This is a genomic window from Schauerella aestuarii (genome assembly GCF_009866805.1).
Taxonomy (GTDB): Bacteria; Pseudomonadota; Gammaproteobacteria; order Burkholderiales; family Burkholderiaceae_B; genus Schauerella; species Schauerella aestuarii.
In genome coordinates, this window is sequence record NZ_SIZW01000040.1 from 359,919 (window position 1) to 382,858 (window position 22,940).

The window sequence follows — 22,940 nt, forward strand, 5'->3', positions numbered from 1 at the left end:
GTCATTGGGGTAACACCCAATTATAATGAGCCGCATGCCCCGTATCTCTACAGCCTCGCCGCGCGCCTCGCGCAACACCCGTAACGGGCCCACGCCCCTCCAGACCCGGCTCTCCTCGCTGATGCGAGAAGCGCGCTGGATTCTCTTCGCCGCACTCGCCGTCTGGCTCGCGCTCGTGCTGGCCACCTGGAGCGAGCACGATCCCGGCTGGTCCCACTCCGTGGCCGGCGACACGATCTATAACCGTGGCGGCACGATCGGTGCCTACCTCTCCGATATTCTTTTCTATCTCTTCGGCTTCTCTGCCTGGTGGTGGGTCGTGCTGTTGCTGCATCGCGTGCGCGCCGGCTACCGCCGCCTGGCCAGCCATTTGAAGGTCACCAATGGGCGCGAACCCGAGCCCCTGGCGCGCGTGCACTGGGAGCAGGGCATCGGCTTTTTGCTGTTGCTCACCGGCTCAGTGGGCCTGGAAGCCTTGCGTTTGTATAGCTGGGGCATGCAGTTGCCCGGCGCGGCCGATGGCGGCAGCGGCGCGGGCGGCGTGATCGGCCGCACGCTGTCCGATGCCCTTACCCGCGGTGTCGGTTTCACGGGCGCCACCATGGCGTTGCTGGTGATGCTGGCGGTGGGCCTGTCGCTCTTCTTCTCGTTTTCTTGGCTGCATCTGGCCGAGCGCGTGGGTGCGTCGATCGAGGGCTTGTTTACGCGTACGCGCAATTCGTACACGGCCCGCGCCGACCGCAAAGTGGGCGAAGTGGCCAAGGCCGTGCGTACCGAGCAAGTGGCCACCAAGCAGGAAAAGCTGGTGCACGAGCAGCCGGTGCGCATCGAGCCTGCGGTGGTCACCGTGCCGCGTTCGGATCGCGCCGAGCGCGAAAAGCAGCAAACGCTGTTCACGCCGCCGGCGGGTGAGGGCGATCTGCCGGCGCTCGGCCTGCTGGATCCGCCTGCGCCTGCCGTCGAAACCGTTTCCGCCGAGACCATCGAGTTCACGTCGCGCCTGATCGAGAAGAAGCTGGCCGACTTCGGCGTGTCGGTGATTGTGGTGGCCGCGCAGGCCGGTCCGGTCATCACGCGCTATGAAATCGAGCCTGCCACGGGTGTGAAGGGCAGTCAGGTCGTCAATCTCGCCAAGGATCTGGCGCGCGCGCTCAGCTTGGTCAGCATTCGTGTGGTCGAAACGATTCCCGGCAAGAACCTGATGGGTCTGGAACTGCCCAACCCGCGTCGGCAGATGGTCAAGCTGTCCGAGATTCTGGGGTCGCAAACCTATCACGCGCCGTCGTCGGTGCTGACCATGGCGCTGGGCAAGGACATCGCCGGCAATCCGGTCGTTGCGGATCTGGCCAAGATGCCGCATGTGCTGGTGGCCGGTACCACCGGGTCGGGCAAATCGGTGGGGATCAATGCCATGATCCTCTCGCTGCTGTACAAGGCCGACGCCAGTCACACGCGTCTGATTCTGATCGACCCCAAGATGCTCGAAATGAGCGTCTACGAAGGCATTCCCCACCTGCTGGCGCCGGTCGTGACCGACATGCGCCACGCGGCCAACGCGCTCAACTGGTGCGTAGGCGAGATGGAAAAACGCTATCGCTTGATGAGCAAGATGGGGGTGCGTAACCTCGCGGGCTACAACGCCAAGATTCGCGACGCCATCAAACGCGAAGAGCCGATTCCCAACCCGTTCTCGCTCACCCCCGATGCGCCCGAGCCGCTGCAGCCCCTGCCCATGATCGTCGTGGTGATCGACGAGCTGGCCGACCTGATGATGGTGGTGGGCAAGAAGATCGAAGAATTGATCGCGCGTCTGGCGCAGAAGGCCCGGGCATCGGGGATTCACCTGGTGCTCGCCACCCAGCGCCCCAGCGTGGACGTGATTACTGGCCTCATCAAGGCCAACATTCCCACCCGCATTGCGTTCCAGGTGTCGTCCAAGATCGACTCGCGCACAATTCTCGATCAGATGGGTGCCGAAACCCTGCTGGGCCAGGGCGATATGCTCTACATGCCGCCCGGCACCGGGTTGCCGGTGCGTGTGCACGGCGCGTTTGTATCGGATGAGGAAGTTCACCGGGTGGTCGATCACCTCAAGCAGCAGGGCGAACCCAATTACATCGAAGGCTTGCTCGAGGGCGGTATCGAAGGGGATGCCGGCGATGGTGCCGGTGGCGGCGCGGGGTCGTCGGACGCCGAGTCCGATCCTATGTACGATCAGGCCTGCGAGGTGGTGCTGAAAAACAAGCGTGCGTCGATTTCGCTGGTGCAACGTCACCTGCGTATCGGCTACAACCGGGCTGCGCGTCTGCTCGAGCAAATGGAGCAGGCGGGCATGGTGTCCCCCATGCAATCCAATGGCAACCGAGAAATCCTGGTTCCGACCAGAGAGGAAGCATGATGAGCCGTACCTTTACCAAGATGATCGCCGTGGCTGCTTTGGGCCTGTGCCCGTTGCTGGGGCACGCGCAGGGCGCGCCGAGCGCGCAGGATCAACTCAAGGCATTCGTGAAGAACGTGACCGGCGCGACCGGCTCGTTTCGCCAGTCCACCACGACCACGCAAGGGCGTGCGCAAACGCCCCAAAGCGGCGCGTTTTCGTTCTCGCGACCGGGCAAATTCAAGTGGGCCGTGAAAACGCCTTACGAACAAGTCATCGTGTCCGACGGCAAACAGGTCTATCAATACGACCCCGATCTGGCGCAGGTCACGCAGCGCCAGGTGGATCAGGCCATCGGTACGTCGCCCGCCGCGATTTTGTTCGGATCGGGTTCTCTGGACGCGTCGTTCAACGTGACCAGCTTGCCGGCCAAGGATGGACTGGCCTGGCTGCGCGCCAAACCGCGCAATGCCGACGCCGGGTTCTCGCAAGTGGATATCGGGTTCACCAATAACCAGCCGGCCCGCATCGAGTTGCTCGACACGTTCGGCCAAACCACCCGCGTCGAGCTGTCGGGCTGGAAGCCCAACCCCTCCTTGCCGGCATCCGAGTTTCAGTTCACCGCGCCCGCCGGTGTGGACGTCGTGAAGATGTAAATCGGATGGGCTGGTCGAGCCTAGCCAGGCCCCATCCGTCCCGATCGGGCTCGATCACGTTTGCTCAGCCCCGATCGCGTTCGGTCAGGACGTCTGGGCGCCCGGCGTGTCGCTGGCATCCTGATCGGTATCGGTGCGCGGCGTGAGCACCAGACACACCGGCGTCGGCACGTCGGCCACGCGCAGCAGATCGCGCAAGCTGCCGTCTGCTCCGATCGTCAGGCGCAGGATGTCATCGTTTTTCTGATTGAGCACGTAAAGAAAACGACCGTCGTGCGACAGCGTCAACGCACGCGGAAACACCACGCCTTCGGTCCAGCGTTGCACCAGCGTCAACGCGCCGGTGGCGTCGTCGATCGCCCACACCGACACGCTTTCGCTCGCGGGATCGTCAGTGGCTTTTTGCGCACGGTGACTGGCATACAGATACTGTCCCGACGGATGCACGATGACGGCTGAGGCATCGGGCTCATTGGGTTTTTCCACAGGCGGTGCATCCACCACGTGATCGCGTGCCAGCACCGTTCCGGTGGCCGGATCGTAGCCGTACACAGCCAACGTGCCGGTGAGCTCATTGGTGACGAAAATGCGCGCATGCGAACGATCGAATGCCACGTGTCGCGGCCCCGCGCCAGGCTCGGCCGACGCCTGGTGATGCAGGTGCAACTTGTCCTGCTCGATCTTGAACACGTTCAAGCGATCGGTACCCAGGTCGGTCGCCAGCACGAAGCCGCCTTCGGCATCGAAGGCCACCATGTGCGGGTGCGGCGCTTCCTGACGCGTCGCATGCACCCCCTTGCCCGACACGATGTGCAGATCGGACACGGAATCCAGACGACCGTCCAGACCGATCGGCAACAGGGCATACGCACCGCCGCCGTAGAGTGCCACCACCACGTATTTGCCATCCGGCGTGACGCCCAGGTGCGCCGGCGCGGCACCCGATTGCGACAGTGAAAGCGGTTGGCGATTGAGCAGCGTCAGCTTGCCGGTCGTCGCATCGATCGAGTAGGCCTCGACGGTGCCGGTCTGCATGCCCAGATAGGTGTCGATTTCGTTCACTGCGTACAGATAGGGGCGCTTCGGATGCAGGGCGAGAAAGGACGGGTTTTCCGACGCCACGACCTGGACAGGCGTCCAGATGGCATCGGCGTCGTCCACGGCAAACACGTAGATCCCTTCGGCGCTCGGTCCTCCGGCGGTGCCGCCCGGCGCATCGTGCGTGAACGTGCCCACGTAGGCATAGCGATGGGGGAAATGCAGGGCGGATGGCGACATGGGGGACCTTTTGCGCAGAGGCCGCTGTGCCGGGAGAACCGGAACGCGGCCATGTTGTAATGGAGGATGTGCTGCCGGTATCCGGTTATCTTACCTTCGCACCTTCTTCTTCATACTGACGCTCATGGCCGATCTGTTTCAAACCGCACCTGTTGCGCCGCTCGCCGAGGCGCTCCGGCCGGCGAGCCTGGACGAGGTGATCGGGCAATCCCACCTGATCGGTCAAGGCAAGCCGCTGCGTCTCGCCTTCGAGTCGGGCAAGCCGCATTCGATGATTTTGTGGGGCCCGCCTGGCGTGGGCAAAACGACGCTCGCGCGATTGACGGCGAGCGCCTTCGGTTACGAGTTCATTGCGCTTTCTGCCGTGTTTTCCGGCGTCAAGGAAATTCGCGCATCGATGGAACAGGCCGAGCACAATCTGGCGCTCGGCAAGAAGACGATCCTGTTCGTCGACGAAATTCACCGCTTCAATAAAAGCCAGCAGGACGGCTTGTTGCCGTTCGTTGAATCGGGCTTGGTGACCTTCATCGGTGCCACCACCGAGAATCCGTCGTTCGAAGTCAACTCGGCGTTGCTGTCGCGCGCGCAGGTGTATGTGCTGCAGGCGCTCACTGACGAAGAGCTCAAGTCGCTCGTCGAGCGGGCACAGGAGAAAGTGCTCACGCATCTGCAATTGGATGAGACGGCGGTGGATACGCTGGTGGGCTACGCCGATGGCGATGCGCGTCGATTGCTGAATCTCGTGGAGCAAACCGACACCGCCGCGCGCGCGGCCGGCGTGGATCGTGTGGATGCCGCGTTTCTGCAGAATGCGCTCACGCTCAATGCGCGCCGCTTCGATAAGGGCGGCGACAACTTTTATGACCAGATTTCGGCGCTGCATAAATCCGTGCGCGGCTCCAATCCCGACGCCGCGTTGTACTGGCTGTGCCGCATGCTCGACGGCGGCGCCGATGCCAAATATCTCTCGCGTCGCATCGTGCGCATGGCTTGGGAAGACATCGGCCTGGCCGATCCGCGCGCGCTGCAAGTCGCCAACGATGCGGCCGCTACGTTCGAGCGGCTCGGTTCGCCCGAAGGCGAGTTGGCCTTGGCCCAGGCCGCCATCTATCTGGCGATCGCACCGAAGAGCAATGCGGGCTACATGGCCTACAACGAAGCGCGCGCCTTCATCAAGAAAGACAAGTCACGTGAAGTGCCCGTGCATCTGCGCAATGCGCCCACCAAGCTCATGAAAGCGCTCGGCCACGGTCATGCCTATCGCTACGCCCACGACGAGCCTGAAGCCTATGCGGCGGGCGAGACCTATCTGCCCGACGGCATCGGCGATCCCGGGTGGTATCGACCCGTGCCGCGCGGTCTCGAAATCAAAATCGCCGAAAAACTCGCGCATCTGCGCAAGCTCGACGACGACGCCAACAACGGCTGAGGATCGGCCCGGCAGCGAGCCGCTGCCGGCTTATCGTGCGCATCCCAGTCGCGTTATGCTTGCAATCCATTCTCAACCGTTTTCAATAAAGCCCAAGCCATGCTAGACCCTTCATTGCTGCGTAAAGACTTAACCGCCGTCGTCGAGCGGCTCAACGCCCGTGGATATGCGTTCGACGTCGAACGTTTCAACACGCTCGAGTCTCAGCGCAAAGCGGTGCAGGTCAGTTGCGAAACGCTGCAGGCGCGCCGCAACGCGCTGGCCAAGCAGATCGGTCAGCTCAAGTCGAAAGGTGAGGATGCCAGCGCGGTGATGGCGGAGTCGCAAGCGATTCCCGTCCAGCTCAAGGCCGAAGAGGAGTCGTTGGCGGCGTTGCAAACACAGCTCAACGACATGTTGCTCGTGGTGCCGAATATGCCGCACGCCAGTGTGCCGCAAGGCGCATCCAGCGACGACAACGTGGAAGTGCGCCGGTGGGTGCCGGGCGCTGCCCAGCCCACTGACGATCCCCAACCGCTTGCTTTCGAGGCCCGCGATCACGTCGCGCTCGGCGAGCCGCTGGGGCTCGACTTCGACATGGCTGCCAAGCTGTCGGGTGCGCGTTTTTCGTTCATGCGCGGGCCGATCGCGCGCCTGCATCGTGCCTTGTCGCAGTTCATGCTCGACCTGCAAAGCGGCACGCATGGCTACACCGAATGCTATACGCCTTATATCGTCAACGCGTCGACGTTGCTGGGCACCAGCCAGTTGCCGAAATTCAAGGACGACATGTTTGCCGTCAGCAAAGGCGGCGAGGACGACGGCCCGGTATCCGACGAGCAGGGCAAGCCTTATGTGCGTGAAGATCAATACCTGATCTCGACCTCCGAAATTACGTTGACCAGTGTGGCCAGCGGCGTGATCACGCCCTTGGCCGATCTGCCGATCAAGTTGACGGCGCACACGCCGTGCTTCCGCTCGGAAGCCGGTAGCGGCGGGCGCGACACGCGCGGCATGATCCGCCAGCATCAGTTCGACAAAGTCGAAATGGTGCAGATCACGCATCCCGAGCAATCGTACGAGGCGCTCGAAAGCATGGTGGGCCATGCGGAAGCCGTGTTGCAGGCGCTGGGCCTGCCGTATCGCGTGATGTTGCTGTGCACGGGCGACATGGGTTTCGCGTCGGCCAAAACGTATGACCTGGAAGTGTGGTTGCCCGCGCAAAATACCTGGCGCGAGATTTCGTCCATCTCGAATTGCGAGAGCTTCCAAGCCCGTCGCATGCAGGGCCGTTTCCGCAACGCGCAAGGCAAGACCGAACTGGTGCATACGCTCAATGGATCCGGACTGGCGGTCGGGCGCGCGCTCGTGGCCGTACTCGAAAACGGTCAGCAGGCCGATGGCAGTGTCGTTGTGCCCGAGGTCTTGCGTCCGTACATGGGCGGTGTGAGCACGTTGACCGCACAGTGACCGTCGTCGTGTCGTCGCGATGGTTTGCATAACGTTGTTGTGGAGCTCGTTCAGCCCCGTGGCATCGGCAGGATGCAGACTATCGTGATGGCGCGGGCGCGAAACCTGCGCTCACACAAGCTCCAGGATTTTTATCAGGAGCCCTGCAATGAGCAATCCTTCCTCCCCAAAAACCGAAGCGACCGTAATCGACGGTGCCGTGCGATTCAACGCTGTGATGCCGGACGGCGAAACCCGTGTATTCGAGCTTTCGAGTGAAGCGCTGACCCAGCATTTCGGCGCCAAGGACGCTTCCGACGCGGCCTTGCTAGCGGCCTTCGAGAGGGGCCGTACCGAAATCATGGCAGCTGCGGGCAAAGCGCTCGACACCCCCGCCTCCGAAGACGCCATTCCCCTGGGCAGCGGCGACTTTTCTTGAGGTTGAGAACGAAAAAAACGCCACGTTCGTTGAACGTGGCGTTTTCGTTTGTGCCGCAGGTTCAGTCACGGCCGCGACGGCCATGCCAGTCGCCCCGTCCGCCACGATAATCGCCGCGCCAGTGGTCACGTCCATGACCATAGCCACGCCAGTAGGGAGGCGGGGGCGGCGGTCCCGGACGGTAGTAACGCGGTGCCTCGTAGACGACGGCGGGCGGGTAGTAAACCGGTGCCGGGGAGTAATACACGGGCGGGGCAGGGCGATACACCGGGCCACCGTAGTAGTACGGGCCAGGCACGCCGATATTCACACCGATGTCCACGCGTGCCGAAGCGGAGGCCGAAGCCAGTACGCCTAGCGCTGCAAGTCCCGCAATGAGCCAACGTTTCATGATGCATCACCTCGCCGATGAATTCGGCTTTTGAAGAGAACGGCCCCATTTTCGCGTGATTCGCGGTGTGCGGGGTGGAGCCATGCACATGCAATAGCGACAAGCCGCAACACCTCAAACAACGATTTTGGGCTTGTTACAAAATAGTTGACTACATTGCCCGATCGCCTTCATGGGTGGCGTTTCACGTCGAAATCGATTGAAATCACTACGTCGAGGCGGCGAGTGGGGCGATCGATTTACAATAAATTACGAAATCGCTGATGTGGTGGCGATTGCCATCGGATGTTGACGATTCCGGTGGCGCATTTGCCCGCAGGTATCGCCTTCGCCGCCCGTCTTCCGCCAAATCGCATATGCGCCTAATGGCATGTGCGCCTGACAAATGATCAGCGACGGCCCCGACGAAGAAATCGCTGCCGACGAAGGCGAAGACATTGTCAACGAAACGTCCAGCGGCGGGTGCCACGTCTTGATTGGCCAGACGAAAAAACGCGCCGCAGTGGCGGCGCGCTTCGTCTTGCATGCGATTGGGGAGGTGACGTCCACCGTGTGTTGCCGGCCCGGGCAGAACGATCGACGGCTCACGCCACGCTCATCCGCATCAACCGCCGGATTTAGCCTTCGCGGGCGTCTTGCTCTGCGCGATTTCGCGCACGCGCTGTTGCAGTTGCGGGTTCTGCTCGACCGCTTGGCCGATGCCATTGAACTCGTCAACCGTCAGGCCATCGGCGTTGACGACTTTGACCATCTTTTCGTCTGCTTCCTTGAAGATCTTTTCGCGGGCAGCGTCGTCCTTGGCGGACTCGATTCGAGGACGGTAGGTTTCAGCGAGGCCCGATACCTTTTGGGCCGCGCCGGTGAATTTTTGAAGCTGCGCATCCGAAGGGGTGGCAACAGCCGGCTGCATCTGAGACTGCGTGGGAGCTTGGGCAGCGGGCGCGTTCTGGGCCATTACGGGGCCGAAAGACACGGCTGCGGCAAGTACTGTGGCTGAAAAAAGCGCTTTGGTCGATTTCTGCATGAAGCCTCCTAAGTCGTGTTCATGTCCGATTCATGATGACGACATGGGCACGGAGGATCAAGTTTCCCTATGTGTAGTCATGTGTCGGCATGAGGATCCTGTGAAGATTGCAGGCCCCGCCCCGGGCAATGTCGCTCGATGTAAGTCGACCAAATAAAGTCCTACGATGCTTTGGCCCTTGCGGCGTGAGACCAAAGCTTCGCGCTTGCGGCGTCATGCCAAAGCGTCGCGCACGCGGCGATACGCCTTATTGGCAGCCGTACCTGCACAACGCCGGTCGATTCGACGAGAACCACCGACCGCTTCACCCAGATACCGATGGCTTCACCCGGCCGGGGTTTCTTCGATCTGCACGCGATCCGGGTAGAACGCCAGGTGCTCCTTGATCTGTGCAACAGCCTCGTACGGTGACTCGTAGCTCCACACTGCGTTGACCGATCGCGCGTCGCCGCCTGCGATGCTGTAGTAAGCACACTCGCCCTTGTAAGGGCAGTAGGTGCGATGCGCGCTGGGTATGAGCAGCGACATATCGACATCATCGCGCGGAATGTACTGCACGCCGGGGTAACTGGCTTCTTTCAGCGTCAGGGCGGCGTGGGTGTCGGCAATCACCTTCCCGCTTGCGGAAATCACGATGTGCGAAGGATTGGGCGTGACGGTGATGGGATGGTCAGGCCCGGGCTGTTTGATATCCGGCATGGTGGGTGGCTCCTCAAGCGCCGCCGCGCAGGGCGGCAAATCAAGCGTGCGCGAATCTTCAATATAGTCCCGACGTGGCCGCTGCGTGTGAGAACTCACGCAGCGGCCACGCCCTTACTGCAATTTGAGGCGCGTGTTGCCGATCAGGAGATCGCGATCCGTTCGAGGCGCGGTGCGTACGGCCCCGGCTGCGATGCGTGCCGATAGCGCGGAGACCCCTTCATCTGGCGGCGATCCGTCATCCGTCTTGGCCACCGCCACGTCGAAGCCGTCAAAGCCCTCGATGCCCTCCGCACGCGCTAGGGTCCCACTACGCTCCCACGTGCCCGATTTGTTTTTCGTGAACACGCGGAAAATCTCGGCAATGCGGGGACGTGAAACGCCAGGCACGTACAGGATCAGGTCCTCGCGGCCTGTGCCGGACAGGTCTGCAAAAATAACGCTGCAATGCGGTGGCTTGGTGGCGGCATCGGGGCGGTTGGCCATATCGATGCAACCATCCACATCGGAGAAATAGTCGCCCTCAACCGCTGGCCACCAGTCGTCAGGCACGGTTCTTCCAGCAGGAAACACCGTCATCGCCGGCATGGCGCGTACTTTCGGCCGGCGATCCGAGTCGCTGATGTATTCTCCGGCCAACGATCGTTTGGCCAGTTCGGCAATTCTGGGATCGCGTTCGTTTGCCGCGCCTGCTGCCAATCGTTGCAAGGCATCGCGTCCATATTGATCGGTTTGCGATCGCAGCAGTCCAAACTCGAAATCTTCGAGAGCCAGGCGGCCATCGATCAATCGCTGCGTCTGGCTTTCGGCCGAGATGCGGCGGGGATCCAGAAGCGACGTATTCAGCGCCGTCAAAACGGCTAACGCGGCAAAGGCCGCCACGTAATTGGTGCGTGCCAGGATGGCGTGAAACCGCGTGGCACGCAGCGCCGCGCACAGATAACCCAAACTGTAGATCACCGCCAGCAGCGCTGCAAAGGCCGCCCAGATCCGCGATACGGTCCATCCGTACTGGTCGACGCGCACGCCCACGTTATAGAGCGCCAATCCGGCGAGCGGCAGCAAGCAGTACAGGCTCCAGCGCAACACGCGTTGCAGGCGCGGGCCGAAGGGGGCGGTGTCGCCGCCATCCTGCCATGTTGCGTTGACCAACTTGATCCACACGCCGGAAAACCCGATCAGCACGCCCGCCGAGAGCGTCCCCGCACGTAATCCAAATGCGAGTTGTGCAAGCAAGGCGACGGCAAACGTCACACCCAGCACGCTGGCCAACGGCAGCATCCAGGCACTCAGCGTAAGCCACGAACGCTGCAGCACCGTGGCCAATTGCGGGCGGCGTTGAATCCCGATCAGCGTGACGGCGAAGGCCACCGGCATGGCGGCCAGCCAGAACACGGTTTCGCCGAACAGACTTTCCAGGAACGTCATGCCGATCATGGCAAACATCTTCGCGCCCAGATAGATCAATGTAAGCACACACATCGACAGGGCGCCCGCCAGAACGCCTTGCACCGCAATGCGCCAGGCTGCGCGAAAGACCTGCGGGTAGTTGCCCAGCGGCTGCCTGCTATCGAAGGCGCTGATCAAGGGTAGAAGGATGAAGCCCAGCATCGCGGTGAGTACGGTCGTGCCCATGAGCTCATAGCCCACCATGGATGCGCGCTGCTCGATCGGGGGCAGATTGCCCAGCGGGATCAGGCTGAGCGCACTCAGCCCCGGCAACGCCACGCCGTAAATGACGAGCGCCAGGGTCCAGCGCGTGCGCGATCGCATATCCGCCAGCATGGCGATCGCCAGTGGCAGCAGCCAGGACCAGTGCAACGGAAACGCCAGTATCCATCGCTGTGCCCAAGGTATTTTCGCGGTCGTCAGTATGCTGTGATAAATCACGGCCAGGATGGCAGCGGCAATGCCGCAGATTAAAACGATCTTGTCCGAGCGGCCCCAGGCAGTAGGGAGGCGCGATGGCGGAGCGGCGTCGAGCGGGTCGAGCGGCGGCAGCGGTTGCGAAGGCGTCACGTGAAGGGATTACCGTGGATGAAAAGAGGTCGGGCGTTTATACAGGATTCGCCATCGATCATCGGCATCGTTGAGATTTTGAAACCTTTGCCGTTGCGCTTGCACCCCGGCCGGTCTGGCGCAACGTCTACACTGAGGCTGGATGATCAGGAAGGACAAGACCCGATGTGGAATGGACCGGCGTTCGATGGCGCCAAGATCGCGTTGCTGTGCGGCGCACACGTATTGACCTATCTTCGCGACGATAAAGACGGGATTCCGTATCGGGGCATGTGGGATCTGGCCGGCGGCGGGCGCGAGGGTGACGAGTCGCCCATTGCGTGTGCGCTGCGCGAAACCCGCGAGGAGTTTGGATTGATCGTCGATCCGGAGCGTGTAGTGTGGGAGCGCTTGCACGCGCCGCTCGAGGCGGGCGGTCTGGGCAGCTATTTTTTTGTGGCCCGCATCGAGCAGGAGGCGGTTGACGCCATCAAGTTTGGCGAAGAAGGGCAGCGCTGGTCGCTGATGCCGATCAATGCGTTTCTGAAGGAAGTGAACGCTGTGCCGCATTTGAAATCACGTCTGGCCGCCTACATGCTCGGCATGGCGATGCAGGCGGCGCGCTGATCCGACGCGCGATCTACGCCGCGCAGTTCAAACATTGTTGAAACAGCGCGCTTCAGCGCGCTTCACGCACGCCAAGGCAACGCGGCTGAAGCAAAGGAAACGCGACGCGACTCAACAGCTTCGCTGATCAGGATCATTCCATCGGCGGCCGATCGAACGGAGGTAAGCGGCGAGATACACCGCTTCATCCTCGTAGAGATGCCGGCAGCGCAGCGCGAGGCAGTCGGACGGCGACTGTGCCGCCACGACCACTCCCGCTTGCCATACCTGAATCTGCCCGAGGCGCGAAAGATCGAACTGCGCGCCAACGGCTGCGAGCCGGACGAGATCGACGGATGGATGCAGCGTGCAGACCTCGTAGCGCACGTCATTGGGCGCGTGTGGCGAGACGACGAGATCGGGTGCGCTGCCTTGTGCGGGAAACGTAATGTCGCGCCCGACGTCGATCAGACGCCTGCGCGAGCCTGGGGGCGAGCCGCACAGAAACAGCGCTTTGACGGGCGGCAGGGTGATGACGTCGGGAACTGCGCGTGCCGGCGCCGCTGCAGGTGTGTTGACGCTGGTGCGGCGGAACGCGGATAACGCCGTCATGGCGCGAGCGATGAACATCATGAGCGAAGCGCGCGTATCGCGTTTCCGCCTGCACCAGGTTCAGGCCGAAGGACCGTCGCGCGTTGAGTTGAGACACGCGCAATCTATCGCGATATCGGCCCGGAAATCGCCGTTACCGTGCGGCGTTTTCAACTGGACTTGAGATCTGGGCGGCTGAGGCCGAGATGGCCGCGAAGCGTGCTCGCGTCGTACTCGGTACGAAAGAGTCCGCGGCGTTGCAGCACCGGCACCACGTGATCCACGAAATCCTCGATCGAGCCGGGCAAGCTCGGCGGCATCAGATTGAAGCCGTCGGCGGCCTCGTTGCGAAACCACGTTTCCATGCGGTCGGCGATCTGCTCGGGCGTGCCCACCATCGTGCAATGCCCGCCGCCGGCGGCAAGCCGGCCCAGCAATTGGCGCACGGTGGGCTGCTCGGTTTCGATGATGCGCAAGATCGTGCCGTAGCGACCTTGCGGGCCTTTGAACTCGTGCATCGGCGGCAGTTTCGGCACCGGCGCATCGAGCTCCCACTGGCTGCAATCCTGTGCGGTAAAGGTCGACAACTGGCGCAGTGAGGCGTCCGCGGGCAGCAGCACATCCAGTTCACGCTGCTTGGCTTGCGCTTCGGCCTCCGTTGAGCCCACGTAAGTGACCAGGCCCGGCATGATGGGCACCGGGTCGTGCCGACCGGCTTCCCGTACGCGCCGCTTGATATCGCGGTAGTAAGCCTGCGCGGCGGCCATGTCATAGGCCACGGCATAAATCGCCTCGGCGCGGCGCGCGGCCAGATCGCGGCCCTGATCCGAAGCGCCCGCCTGAAACAGCACGGGATGGCCTTGCGGCATGCGGGGCACGGTCAACGGGCCATCGACGCGAAAGTGCTCGCCATGATGATCGATCGCCCGCACGCGATCGGGATGGGCGTAGTCGCCGCCCCGATCGTGCAGCAGCGCATCGTCGGTCCACGAGTCCCACAGCGCGATGACGGCATCCACAAACTCTTCGGCGCGCGCATAGCGCCACGCGTGCTCGGGCATCGCGTCGTAGCCGTGGTTGCGGGCCTCCGCATCGAACATGGACGTGACCACGTTCCAGCCCATGCGGCCATGGGAAATATGGTCGAGCGACGCCATCAGGCGTGCAGTATGGAACGGCGTGTAGAAGGTGCTCGACACCGTGCTGATCAGACCGATATGTCGGGTCGCACGGCTCATCGCCGACATCGCGGTAAGCGGCTCCAAAAACCAGCGTGGGCCGTCGGCAACCGTATCGACCGAGGCGCCATCGGCGAAGAACACGGCGTCGAACTTACCGCGTTCGGCGAGTTGCGCGAGTTCTTCGTAGTAGCTGATGTCGCCCAGGCGCTCGACGGTGGAGTCGGGATGGCGCCAGGCCGCGCGGTGGTGGCCGCAAGCGAAGATGAAAAGATTGAGGTGCAGCATGCGGGATGAATCGTTTTTCACGGTGTTGATTCGCCGCGTCAGTTCTTGACCAGTCCGCCATCGACCACGAGGTTCTGACCCGTGACCGAACGCGACCAGGGCGACGCAAAAAACATCAATGCATCCGCAAACTCGGCCGGTGTGGTGACGCGCTTGAGCGGGGTGCTGGCCGCGATCAGATCGAACACGGCTTCGGGCGTGGCCGCGGACGCATCGGTGGTGCGCAGCAAGCCGCCCGACACCATGTTGACCGTAATGTTGTCGGCGCCCAGATCTTGCGACATCGTGCGCGTGAAAGCGAGCAGGGCAGCCTTGGCGGCCGTGTAATCGTGATAAGGCACCACGGGGTTCTGAACGAGATTGGTGCCGACGTTGATGATGCGGCCGAACCCCGCTTCGCGCATGCCCGGCAGCGTGGCCTGGATGGTATTCAAGGCACCGCGCAGGATGCCTTCCATTTGCTGATTCAGGCTTTCCCAGGTGAGCGTATCCGCATGCGGTCGGGCATCCCCATTGAACTGAAAACGCGGCAAGGCGTTGTTGACGACAGTGGTCACCGGCGCGCCGAAATGCTTGCGCGCGGCGGCGATCATGGCTGCAACGCTTTCCGGGTCGCATACATCGGCCCGCACGGCGAGCGCGCGCTCGGGCGCTTCGCCTTCGATCGCTTCGGCGGCCGCTTCGCTATTGAGATAGTTGATCACGACCCGCGCGCCTTCGCGCAGAAACGCGCGTGCGATGTGGGCGCCGAGGCCGCGGCCGGCGCCGGTCACGAGAACCAACTGCTCATTTAAACGCGGTGACAGCGACGGGGTGGACATGGTGGTCATCCTAAAGGCAAAGCCGCACGCGCAACGAAAGGCGGTGCTGGCAAACAAGCCGCGAAATTAGCACATCGGGATCGCCGGCGCGCATTGACAAACGGTAGGCGGTTGCCTACTCTTGCCGCTTGTTCCTGGGGGAGCCCTGTCTGGGCTGAGATTCCGCGTCTTGCGGTCACCCTTCGAACCTGATCCGGGTCATGCCGGCGAAGGGAAGGAAATCGCTATCCATCTTTGCGCCTGCGTGTCCGGTTTTTTTGCAATCCGGCATCGCTGCACTTCTGCCGTCGTCCACGCCCTTCGATCGGGCGTCGTGCAGCGCGTCGTCACTCCGCAGGCTCTTCATCATGCGCAGCACCGCATCCGTCATCACGTGGCTGATCCTTTTCAGCGGCGGCTTCGCGCTCGCCAGTGTGTTGTACGCCCGCCGCGTGCTGGGTGGCCTCGAAGACTACGTTATCGCACGCAATAGCCAGAATACGTTGGCCACGATGGCGACCTTGTTGGCGTCCACATTGGGTGGCTGGATCCTTTTTTCGCCGGCACAGGCCGCCGCGTGGGGTGGCATCGGCGCGGTGCTGGGCTACGCGATCGGCGCGATGTCGCCGCGATTGGCGATGATTCCGTTGGGCAAACGGATGCGTGAGGTCATGCCGGCCGGCCATTCGCTCACCGAATTCATCATGGCCCGCTATGGCCGTGGCATGTATGGGCTCACGCTGGCCATCATGCTGTTCTATCTCTTCATCGCGCTGTCGGCCGAGATCACCGCGATCGCCAAGCTCGTGACCTTGATCGCTCCGGTGCCGCTGTGGCAGACGGCCGCGATCGTGATGGCCGCCACGTTGATCTATACGTCATACGGCGGGCTGCGCGCTTCGATCTTTACCGACAAGGTGCAGGTGCTCGTGATTCTGCCGCTCCTGGGCGTGCTGTTCTACTTCGGCTGGAAAGCCGCGGGTGGCGTGATGCCCACCATCGACGCGTTGCGCCTGAGCGCGCCGCAGATGCTGAGCTTTACCGATCCGGTAGGAATCAAGGCGGGGCTGACCTTTTTCGTGGCCATTCTGCTCACAGGGCTTTTCCATCAGGGCGCCTGGCAGCGCATCTACGCCTCACGCGATGCCGGCACGGTACGCAACGGATTTTTGTTCGGCGGACTGATGGTGATGCCGTTCATCTTCATCATGGGCTTGTTCGGATTGGCGTTCAAGGCGCTGGTGCCCAATGGCGACAGCTCGGTTGCCGTGTTTGCGCTGATCATGCCGCACATCCCCGACTGGTTTGCCTTTGCCCTGATTCCGCTGGGACTGGCCCTGGTGATGAGCACAGCCGACAGCGCCATCAGCGCCGTGTCGAGCCTGATCGCCATCGATATGGGCCGCCTGCTGCCCAACGCCACCAGCGAAAAGATGATGCAGCTGTCGCGCAGCTTGATCGTGCTGCTGGCGATCCCGGTGATGATCGTGGCCGCGCAAGGCTACAGCGTGCTGTACCTCTTTTTGCTTGCCGACTTGCTCTGCTCCGCGGCGGCGTTTCCGGTGTTCTACGGGTTGTTCAGCAAGCACCATAATGGATGGCGCGCGGTGGTCGGCACCGCGTTCGGGCTCGTCACGGGGCTGCTGCTCTTTCCGGCACCGGGCGAAAAGCCCGTATATCTGCTGGAGTCGTTTCTGGTCGCGACCTTTGTGCCGGTCGCCGTCATCTTGCTGATGCAAGCGTTTGCCGGCAAGACGGCCAAGGTGTTCGAGTTTTCGACGCTCGCTGCGGCGGTGCGCAAGCTGGACCGTTGATCGCCTAGGTGGCTGCAGGCTGCGCAAGCGACAGGTAACCGCCGTGGGCGGGGCTCAATGCCATCTCGCGCATCAAATCGCGCAGCGTCTCGTGCACCACTTTTACGGCTTGCGTGAGCGGCCGGCTCGATGCGGTCGCCAGCATCAGTTTTGTGGACACGCCCGGGTTGACCAGCGTTCTGGCCACGACGGTGCCCGCCGTCAGTTCGGCCTGGAAGGCCGGGGCGGCGAGCACGGTGTGGGCCATGCCCCGCACCACGATGTCGTTCATCAGATCGAGCGCGTCGACTTCAAACACCACGTCGAGCGTGACGCCCGCCTGGCTGGCCGCGTATTCCACCGTTCGGCGCAGGCCGTGATTTTTGGTCGGCAGCACGAGCGGCAATCCTTGCAACTGCTTCACGTCGATCTCCGTCAACCGCCGCGCGTTCGGTGAGAGCGCTTGCCTGGGCGAAACGAGCGCCAGGCGCAGTTCCGCCAGCGGATCCACCACCAGATGCTGCGAGCGCCGTGCGTCGTGGAGCACCGCGATATCCACGCGTGCATTGGTCAGCCACTCATGTACGTAGCCGCTATAGCCGGTCACGATGTTCAATTGAATGCGCGGATGTTTTTGCCAAAGATCGGCGATCAGCCGCATGCCGATCATTTTGCACAGGGTGGGGGTGAGCCCTACCGTGACCTGACCTGAAGGCGAGCGCTGATCGTCGTGAAAGGCGGACACCACCGCATCCATTTGCCGCAGGAGCGGGCGCAGGCGATCCAGCAGCTTTTCACCTTCAGGGGTGAGTGACACCCCGCGCCCATTGCGATACAGCAGGGGGCAGCCACATTCCTCTTCGAGCTTGCGCACCTGGCGGCCAAGCGCCGATTGCGCGACGCCAATCACGGAGGCCGCTTTGGAAAAGCTGCCGTAGTCGGCGACCTGGATCAGGTTCTCGATCTTTCTCAAGTCCATTGCACCACCGCCATCACGCATCCTTGTACGTGCAGTTTATGTATATCTGATAGGCAAAGTATGCCTATTTGGCACATCCGGGGCAATCTACACTGCGCAGATCGAAGGCCGGTTTTCGGTCTTTTCTCTGGTGAGGATGGCAGGCCGATGACTGCGTTGACCAAGCTGAACACGTCCGCCCATGCCCTGCTCGACACGCTGACGGCGAACGGCGTCGACCGCGTTTTCGTCGTCCCGGGGGAGAGCTACCTTGGCGTGCTCGACGCATTGAGCGACTTTCCCGAGGTGGATGTGGTGACGTGCCGACATGAGGGGGGCGCGAGCTTCATGGCGTGCGCCGACGGCAAGCTCACCGGGCGGCCCGGCGTCGTCATGGTGAGCCGCGGACCCGGCGCCACCAATGCCGCCATCGGTTTGCATGCCGCCCAGCAGGATGCCGTGCCGCTATTGCTGATCGTGGGACAGGTGCCCAAGAAGGATCTGCGCCGCGAGGCCTTTCAGGAAATCGACTACCAAAGAATGTTCGGATCGATTGCGAAATGGGTGTGCGAGGTCACGTCTCCCGAAGCGCTGGCCGAGGCGGCTTTCAAAGCGATGCGGGTGGCCGTGTCGGGCACGCCTGGGCCGGTGGTGCTCGTGATTCCGGAGGATGTGCAGCAGCAAGCCGTTTCACAACCGGCATGGACGGTGCCAGCGTCCAGTGCGACGCAACCCGATGCCACCGGGCTGGCGCACGTGCACGCATTGATCGCGGCGTCGAATCGACCGCTCATTATCGCGGGTGGGGCGTTCGAAGCCGAAGGCGGGCGGGCCGCATTATTGACGCTGGCCGAGACCTTCCATATTCCCGTGGCGGTCGCCTTTCGCCGGCACGATGTGTTTCCCAACACGCACCCGCTATATGCCGGCAACCTGGACCTGGCCAATCCCGCCGATCAACTGGCGGCATTTGAATCCAGCGATCTGATTCTGGCGCTCGGCACGCGATTGGGTGATGTGACGACGCAGGGGTATACGTTTCCGCAGCACCCGAGACCGTCGCAACGGCTGGTGCATTGCTTTGCCGATGCGCACATCGTCAATCAGCATTTCGCCGCCGATGTGGGGCTGGTTGGCGACCCCATCGCGTGTGCACGTGCCCTGAGCGCGATGCCGGCCGAAGGCGATCGCGCGGCGCGCGAAGCGTGGGCGGCATCGCTGCGCGGCATCCACGATCGCCGTGCGGCATGGCCGGTTTGCACTGCAGCGGATGGCGTTCCCTTCGTCAATGTGGTGCGGGCGCTGGCCGAGGCCGCCACGGACGATGTGATGATCTGCCTGGATGCCGGCACCTTTGCGGCACCCGTCTATCGACATTTTCCCTTCGTTTACCCGCAGCGGTTGATGGCGTCGCAATCGGGCGCGATGGGCTATGGCACGCCGGCCGCGATTGCCGCGCAGTTGCGATATCCCGCTGCGCGCGTGGTGTGCGTGATCGGCGATGGCGGCTTCATGATGACCGGCAACGAAATGATGGCGGCAGCGGAGCGGCAACTGCCCATACTGTTCATCGTTTCGAACAATAATTGCTACGGCTCGATCCGCCTGCACCAGGCGCGCACGTACCCCGGCCGATATGTGGGCACGAACCTGGCGAGTCCGGATTTCGTGATGATGGCACGGGCGTTCGGCATGCAAGCCGAGTATGTGACGCAGGCCGACGAGGTAGATGCGGCGATTCAACGCGGGCTAACGGCACGCATGCCTTACTTCATCGAAGTCCGCACGAGCCTGGCGGCGATCCTGCCGGACGGGGTGGACAGCATTGCTGGGTTGAGACTGCGTCCCAACCCGGCATAGCGATATCTGCGGGGTTGCCTGCGCGCTAATTTTTGTAGCTGGGATCCTTGCGATCCATCAACCGAATCATCGCCGGCCATTCGAGTTCGCCAAAGGGGCGCCGCGTGGTCGGTTGATATAGGTGATGGGTTTTGTCGATCACGGCTTGCGGCGGCATCGTCAGCTCACTCCCACAGGCCATGGCGTCGACTTGCGACTTGCACGCCATCTCGAGCCAGTACAGGGTATTGAAGGCTTGTGCGATCGAGGGGCCGACGGCCAGAAGACCATGATTGCGCAAAATCATCGAATCGTAAGCACCCAGATCGGCGACCAGTCGATCGCGCTCGCTCAAGTCGATCGCCACGCTTTCGTAGTCGTGATACGGGATCTTGGCAAAACGCATCGCCGTCTGTGTGAGCGGCAGCAGGCCGCACTTCAATGATGAGATGGCCATGCCGGCACGGGTGTGCGTATGAATCACGCATTGCACATCATGGCGCGCCGCGTGCACGGCGCTATGGATCACATAGCCGGCGGCGTTGATGCCATGCTCGGTGGTATTGCCAAGCACGTTGCCCGCCAGATCGATCTTGACCAGATTGGACGCGGTGATTTCGTCATACATCAGCCCATACGCATTGATCAGCAGATGATCTTCCGTGCCTGGGATACGGGCGGTGATGTGGTTGTAAATCAGATCGCTCATGCCGAAATGCGCCACCAGGCGGTAGCACGCGGCCAACTGCACGCGCGTTTCCCATTCCTGTTCGCTGACGAAGGTGCTGACGTTGTCGGTGACGTCGTTCAATGGTGTCGTGTGTTGCCGACTGTGCGGCTGTGCGTGTTGCATGGGGTTTGTCTCCTTCTTCACTCGCTTGGTTTGACGTTGAATGCCTTGACGATTTTTCCCCAGGCGTCGTAATCGGCTTTCATGAATGCGCCGAACTCGGCCGGCGTGGCCGTGGTGCGTACTTCCGCGCCCAATTCGGTCAGTTTCTGCTTCATGGCAGGGTCCTGCAGCGTGGCGTTGACCTCTTTGGCCAATCTGTTCTGGATGGTGCTATCGATGCCCGCCGGTGCGATCAATCCAAGCCAGGCACCCATGTCGAACCCGGGATAGCCTTGCTCGGCGACGGTGGGGACATCGGGAAACAGCTTACTCCTTACCGGCGTGCTGACGGCAATCGCCCGCAAGCGGTTCGACTTCACCATTGCCAGCGTCGACATCATCGTGTCGAAGGTGGAGGTCACGCGCCCGCCGATGATGTCGGTCTGCACCTGGCTGCTGCCCTTGTACGGGATGTGCGTCATGCTCGTGCCGGATTTCGCCATCAACACCGACATGATGAGGTGGCTGGTCGTGCCGACCCCCGTGGTGGCGTAGGTGACGGTATTGGGTGAGGCCTTGGCTTGGGCAAGATATTGGGTCAGGTCGCGCGCCGGATTGTCCGGACTCACCACCAGCAGATAGGGCAGCCAGACGAGCATGCCGATCGGCGCGAAATCCTTGCGCGCGTCATACGTCAGGTTGGAATAGACGTGGGGGTTGATCGCTTGCGGCGCGGACGCGCCGATCATCAGCGTGTAGCCATCCGGCTTGGCGCGCGCGCCCATCGCCGCGCCGATCGAGCCGCCCGCACCGGGCCGGTTGTCGACGACGAATTGTTGACCCATGCGCTGCGTGAGTTGCTCGCTCAGCATCCGGGCCACGGCGTCCGTGGCCGTGCCGGGTGGAAAGCCGACGATGATCGTTACCGGCTTGGTCGGATAGGCTGCTTCGGCGCTCACGCCGCCACTCGCCAGCAAGAGTGGAATGCCAGCGACGCAGCGCGATACGACGGCAAGCCAGGCGCGGCGGGCGCGCAGCCTGGGGCGGACAGGGAAAGGGGAATGCATGACAAGTCTCCGATTCTTATTGATGGACCCGCCATGCGTTTCACCGTGATGGCGCGCCTGCCGCCTGTTTTCTCAGGCGTACAGGGCACGATTGCATGTCTATTTCATTGCGACAAGCGTGCGCGCGAGGTAGCAGATAGCGCGGTTTTGCACAGATGGCCGGGCTGCCATGTTGCGATGCTGTGCATGCGGCCATTACTCCAGCGACACGTTCGCGGCTTTCACAACCTTTTCCCACTTCGGAATTTCTCGCGCCACAAGCTGCTTGAATTCCTCCGGTGTGCTGGCGACGATCTCCACCCCTTGTTCGTTCACCTGCTTGACGACCTCGGGGCGGCGCAGTACGGCCGCCATGTCTTTGTTCACCCGCGCCACGATATCCTTGGGTGTGCCGGCAGGCGCCTGCACGCCGAACCACACGGTGACCTCATATCCCGGCACGCCCGCCTCCGCGACGGTCGGCACCTCAGGCAACTGCGTGGTGCGCTTGGTGCCGGTCACGGCCACCGCGCGCAGTTTGCCTGCCTGAATGTTGGGCAGCACATTGGGTACGTTGTCGAACAGCACATCGATATCGCCTGCAAGCAGTGCCGAGACGGCCGGCGCGCTGCCTTTGTAGGGAATGTGCGTGAGCTTGACGTCGGCCATCATCATGAAGAGTTCCATGGAAAGATGATTCGACGATCCTGCGCCGGTCGATCCGAAGTTGATCTTGCCCGGATTTTTTTTGGCGGCCGCCAGCAGGTCGGCCACGCTCCTGATCGTTGAATCGCTGCGCACGGTCAGGATGTTCTGCGTGCTGCCGGCCCAGATCACCGGTTCGAAATCGCGCACGGCGTCGTAGGGCAGCTTGGCGCCGTACAGCGCGGGAAGCGCCGAAAACGGCAGCGGCGTGATCAGGTAGGTATAGCCGTCGGGCTTGGCGCGCGCCACGTACTGATTGCCGATCAGGTTGTTGCCGCCGGGGCGATTTTCCACCACGACGGATTGGCTCCAGGCCTGCGTGAGATGCTGGCTGAGGATACGTGCAAGCGTGTCGTTGAAGCCGCCAGGCGGGTAGGGCACCACGATCGTGGCCTGATGCGAGGGGAAGTTCTGTGCCAGCGCGGTCGAGGCACTGCCAAGCGATGCCAGCGTCATGCACGCAAGTGCCAACGCCTTTTTCAGTCGTCTCATTCCTGTCTCCTCGGCCCTTGTCGAGCCTGTGTTTTAAGGCTTTGTTTTGAGGCGTTGTTCCAAGTCTATGTTCTGAGGCTTCATCCCCGAATC

20 protein-coding genes and 1 riboswitch are annotated in these 22,940 nt (G+C 62.4%); of the genes, 8 read left to right on the forward strand and 12 right to left on the reverse strand.

What is annotated here, in order from left to right; genetic code table 11:
* Positions 1-34: 34 nt before the first annotated feature.
* Together EYW45_RS08490 and lolA are read left to right on the forward strand one after the other, a co-directional pair.
* Complete coding sequence (locus EYW45_RS08490; protein WP_202444641.1) at positions 35-2,398, forward strand: DNA translocase FtsK; 2,364 nt, start codon at positions 35-37, stop codon at positions 2,396-2,398.
* Positions 2,398-3,033 (forward strand): outer membrane lipoprotein chaperone LolA, encoded by a 636-nt coding sequence (lolA, locus tag EYW45_RS08495; protein ID WP_161135398.1) that lies wholly within the window; start codon positions 2,398-2,400, stop codon positions 3,031-3,033. Before EYW45_RS08490 ends, lolA begins: the two co-directional genes overlap by 1 nt.
* Positions 3,034-3,117: 84 nt before the next feature.
* Here lolA and EYW45_RS08500 read toward each other — a convergent pair whose 3' ends face one another.
* The gene (locus EYW45_RS08500; RefSeq protein ID WP_161134937.1) at positions 3,118-4,311 is read right to left on the reverse strand and encodes a lactonase family protein; all 1,194 of its coding nucleotides are present in this window, start codon (positions 4,309-4,311) and stop codon (positions 3,118-3,120) included.
* A gap of 124 nt (positions 4,312-4,435) precedes the next feature.
* Here EYW45_RS08500 and EYW45_RS08505 point away from each other — a divergent pair, with 124 nt between their 5' ends.
* The 3 genes from EYW45_RS08505 (at position 4,436) to EYW45_RS08515 (ending at position 7,607) form a co-directional block, all read left to right on the forward strand.
* On the forward strand, positions 4,436-5,740 hold the full coding sequence (locus EYW45_RS08505) for a replication-associated recombination protein A (protein ID WP_161134938.1): 1,305 nt from the start codon (positions 4,436-4,438) through the stop codon (positions 5,738-5,740).
* 99 nt (positions 5,741-5,839) lie between these two features.
* A complete protein-coding gene (gene serS / locus EYW45_RS08510; protein WP_161134939.1) occupies positions 5,840-7,189 on the forward strand; it encodes a serine--tRNA ligase in 1,350 nt (449 codons plus the stop codon).
* 148 nt (positions 7,190-7,337) lie between these two features.
* Positions 7,338-7,607 carry a DUF1488 family protein gene (locus EYW45_RS08515; protein ID WP_161134940.1) on the forward strand — a complete coding sequence of 90 codons (270 nt, stop codon included), beginning with the start codon at positions 7,338-7,340 and terminating at the stop codon, positions 7,605-7,607.
* A gap of 61 nt (positions 7,608-7,668) precedes the next feature.
* Here the strand turns inward: EYW45_RS08515 and EYW45_RS08520 are convergent, their stop codons facing one another.
* From EYW45_RS08520 to EYW45_RS08535, 4 genes are all read right to left on the reverse strand, one after another.
* Positions 7,669-7,998: a virulence factor gene (locus tag EYW45_RS08520; RefSeq protein WP_161134941.1), complete on the reverse strand. Its 330-nt coding sequence runs from the start codon at positions 7,996-7,998 to the stop codon at positions 7,669-7,671.
* A gap of 604 nt (positions 7,999-8,602) precedes the next feature.
* Positions 8,603-8,953, reverse strand: a complete 351-nt coding sequence (locus EYW45_RS08525) for a DUF4168 domain-containing protein (protein WP_328703605.1) — start codon at positions 8,951-8,953, stop codon at positions 8,603-8,605.
* A 393-nt stretch (positions 8,954-9,346) separates the two neighbouring features.
* On the reverse strand, positions 9,347-9,721 hold the full coding sequence (locus tag EYW45_RS08530) for a DUF427 domain-containing protein (RefSeq protein WP_161134943.1): 375 nt from the start codon (positions 9,719-9,721) through the stop codon (positions 9,347-9,349).
* 114 nt (positions 9,722-9,835) lie between these two features.
* On the reverse strand, positions 9,836-11,740 hold the full coding sequence (locus EYW45_RS08535) for a DUF4153 domain-containing protein (protein WP_161134944.1): 1,905 nt from the start codon (positions 11,738-11,740) through the stop codon (positions 9,836-9,838).
* A gap of 165 nt (positions 11,741-11,905) precedes the next feature.
* On the opposite strand from EYW45_RS08535, the gene EYW45_RS08540 reads away from it, so the two are divergent.
* Positions 11,906-12,346: an NUDIX hydrolase gene (locus EYW45_RS08540; RefSeq protein ID WP_161134945.1), complete on the forward strand. Its 441-nt coding sequence runs from the start codon at positions 11,906-11,908 to the stop codon at positions 12,344-12,346.
* A gap of 111 nt (positions 12,347-12,457) precedes the next feature.
* On the opposite strand, the gene EYW45_RS08545 is transcribed toward EYW45_RS08540, so the two are convergent.
* The 3 genes from EYW45_RS08545 to EYW45_RS08555 form a co-directional block, all read right to left on the reverse strand.
* Positions 12,458-12,958 (reverse strand): hypothetical protein, encoded by a 501-nt coding sequence (locus EYW45_RS08545; protein ID WP_161134946.1) that lies wholly within the window; start codon positions 12,956-12,958, stop codon positions 12,458-12,460.
* Positions 12,959-13,086: 128 nt separating this feature from the next.
* A complete protein-coding gene (locus tag EYW45_RS08550; protein ID WP_161134947.1) occupies positions 13,087-14,382 on the reverse strand; it encodes an LLM class flavin-dependent oxidoreductase in 1,296 nt (431 codons plus the stop codon).
* Positions 14,383-14,420: 38 nt separating this feature from the next.
* Entirely contained in the window at positions 14,421-15,203 is a 783-nt protein-coding gene (locus tag EYW45_RS08555) for a 3-oxoacyl-ACP reductase (RefSeq protein ID WP_161134948.1), read from the reverse strand.
* 126 nt (positions 15,204-15,329) lie between these two features.
* Positions 15,330-15,435, forward strand: a riboswitch (TPP riboswitch).
* Positions 15,436-15,550: 115 nt separating this feature from the next.
* Here EYW45_RS08555 and EYW45_RS08560 point away from each other — a divergent pair.
* A complete protein-coding gene (locus tag EYW45_RS08560) occupies positions 15,551-16,996 on the forward strand; it encodes a sodium:solute symporter family protein (RefSeq protein WP_161134949.1) in 1,446 nt (481 codons plus the stop codon).
* Between the two features lie 4 nt (positions 16,997-17,000).
* Here the strand turns inward: EYW45_RS08560 and EYW45_RS08565 are convergent, their stop codons facing one another.
* Positions 17,001-17,954, reverse strand: coding sequence for a LysR family transcriptional regulator (locus EYW45_RS08565; RefSeq protein ID WP_161134950.1), 954 nt, complete (start codon positions 17,952-17,954; stop codon positions 17,001-17,003).
* A 147-nt stretch (positions 17,955-18,101) separates the two neighbouring features.
* On the opposite strand from EYW45_RS08565, the gene EYW45_RS08570 reads away from it, so the two are divergent.
* Positions 18,102-19,793, forward strand: a complete 1,692-nt coding sequence (locus EYW45_RS08570; RefSeq protein ID WP_161134951.1) for a thiamine pyrophosphate-dependent enzyme — start codon at positions 18,102-18,104, stop codon at positions 19,791-19,793.
* Between the two features lie 25 nt (positions 19,794-19,818).
* Here the strand turns inward: EYW45_RS08570 and EYW45_RS08575 are convergent, their stop codons facing one another.
* From EYW45_RS08575 to EYW45_RS08585, 3 genes are all read right to left on the reverse strand, one after another.
* Positions 19,819-20,625 carry a class II aldolase/adducin family protein gene (locus EYW45_RS08575; protein WP_161134952.1) on the reverse strand — a complete coding sequence of 269 codons (807 nt, stop codon included), beginning with the start codon at positions 20,623-20,625 and terminating at the stop codon, positions 19,819-19,821.
* Between the two features lie 17 nt (positions 20,626-20,642).
* Positions 20,643-21,671 (reverse strand): Bug family tripartite tricarboxylate transporter substrate binding protein, encoded by a 1,029-nt coding sequence (locus EYW45_RS08580; protein ID WP_161134953.1) that lies wholly within the window; start codon positions 21,669-21,671, stop codon positions 20,643-20,645.
* Positions 21,672-21,866: 195 nt separating this feature from the next.
* Positions 21,867-22,847: a Bug family tripartite tricarboxylate transporter substrate binding protein gene (locus EYW45_RS08585; protein WP_161134954.1), complete on the reverse strand. Its 981-nt coding sequence runs from the start codon at positions 22,845-22,847 to the stop codon at positions 21,867-21,869.
* Between the last annotated feature and the right edge of the window lie 93 nt (positions 22,848-22,940).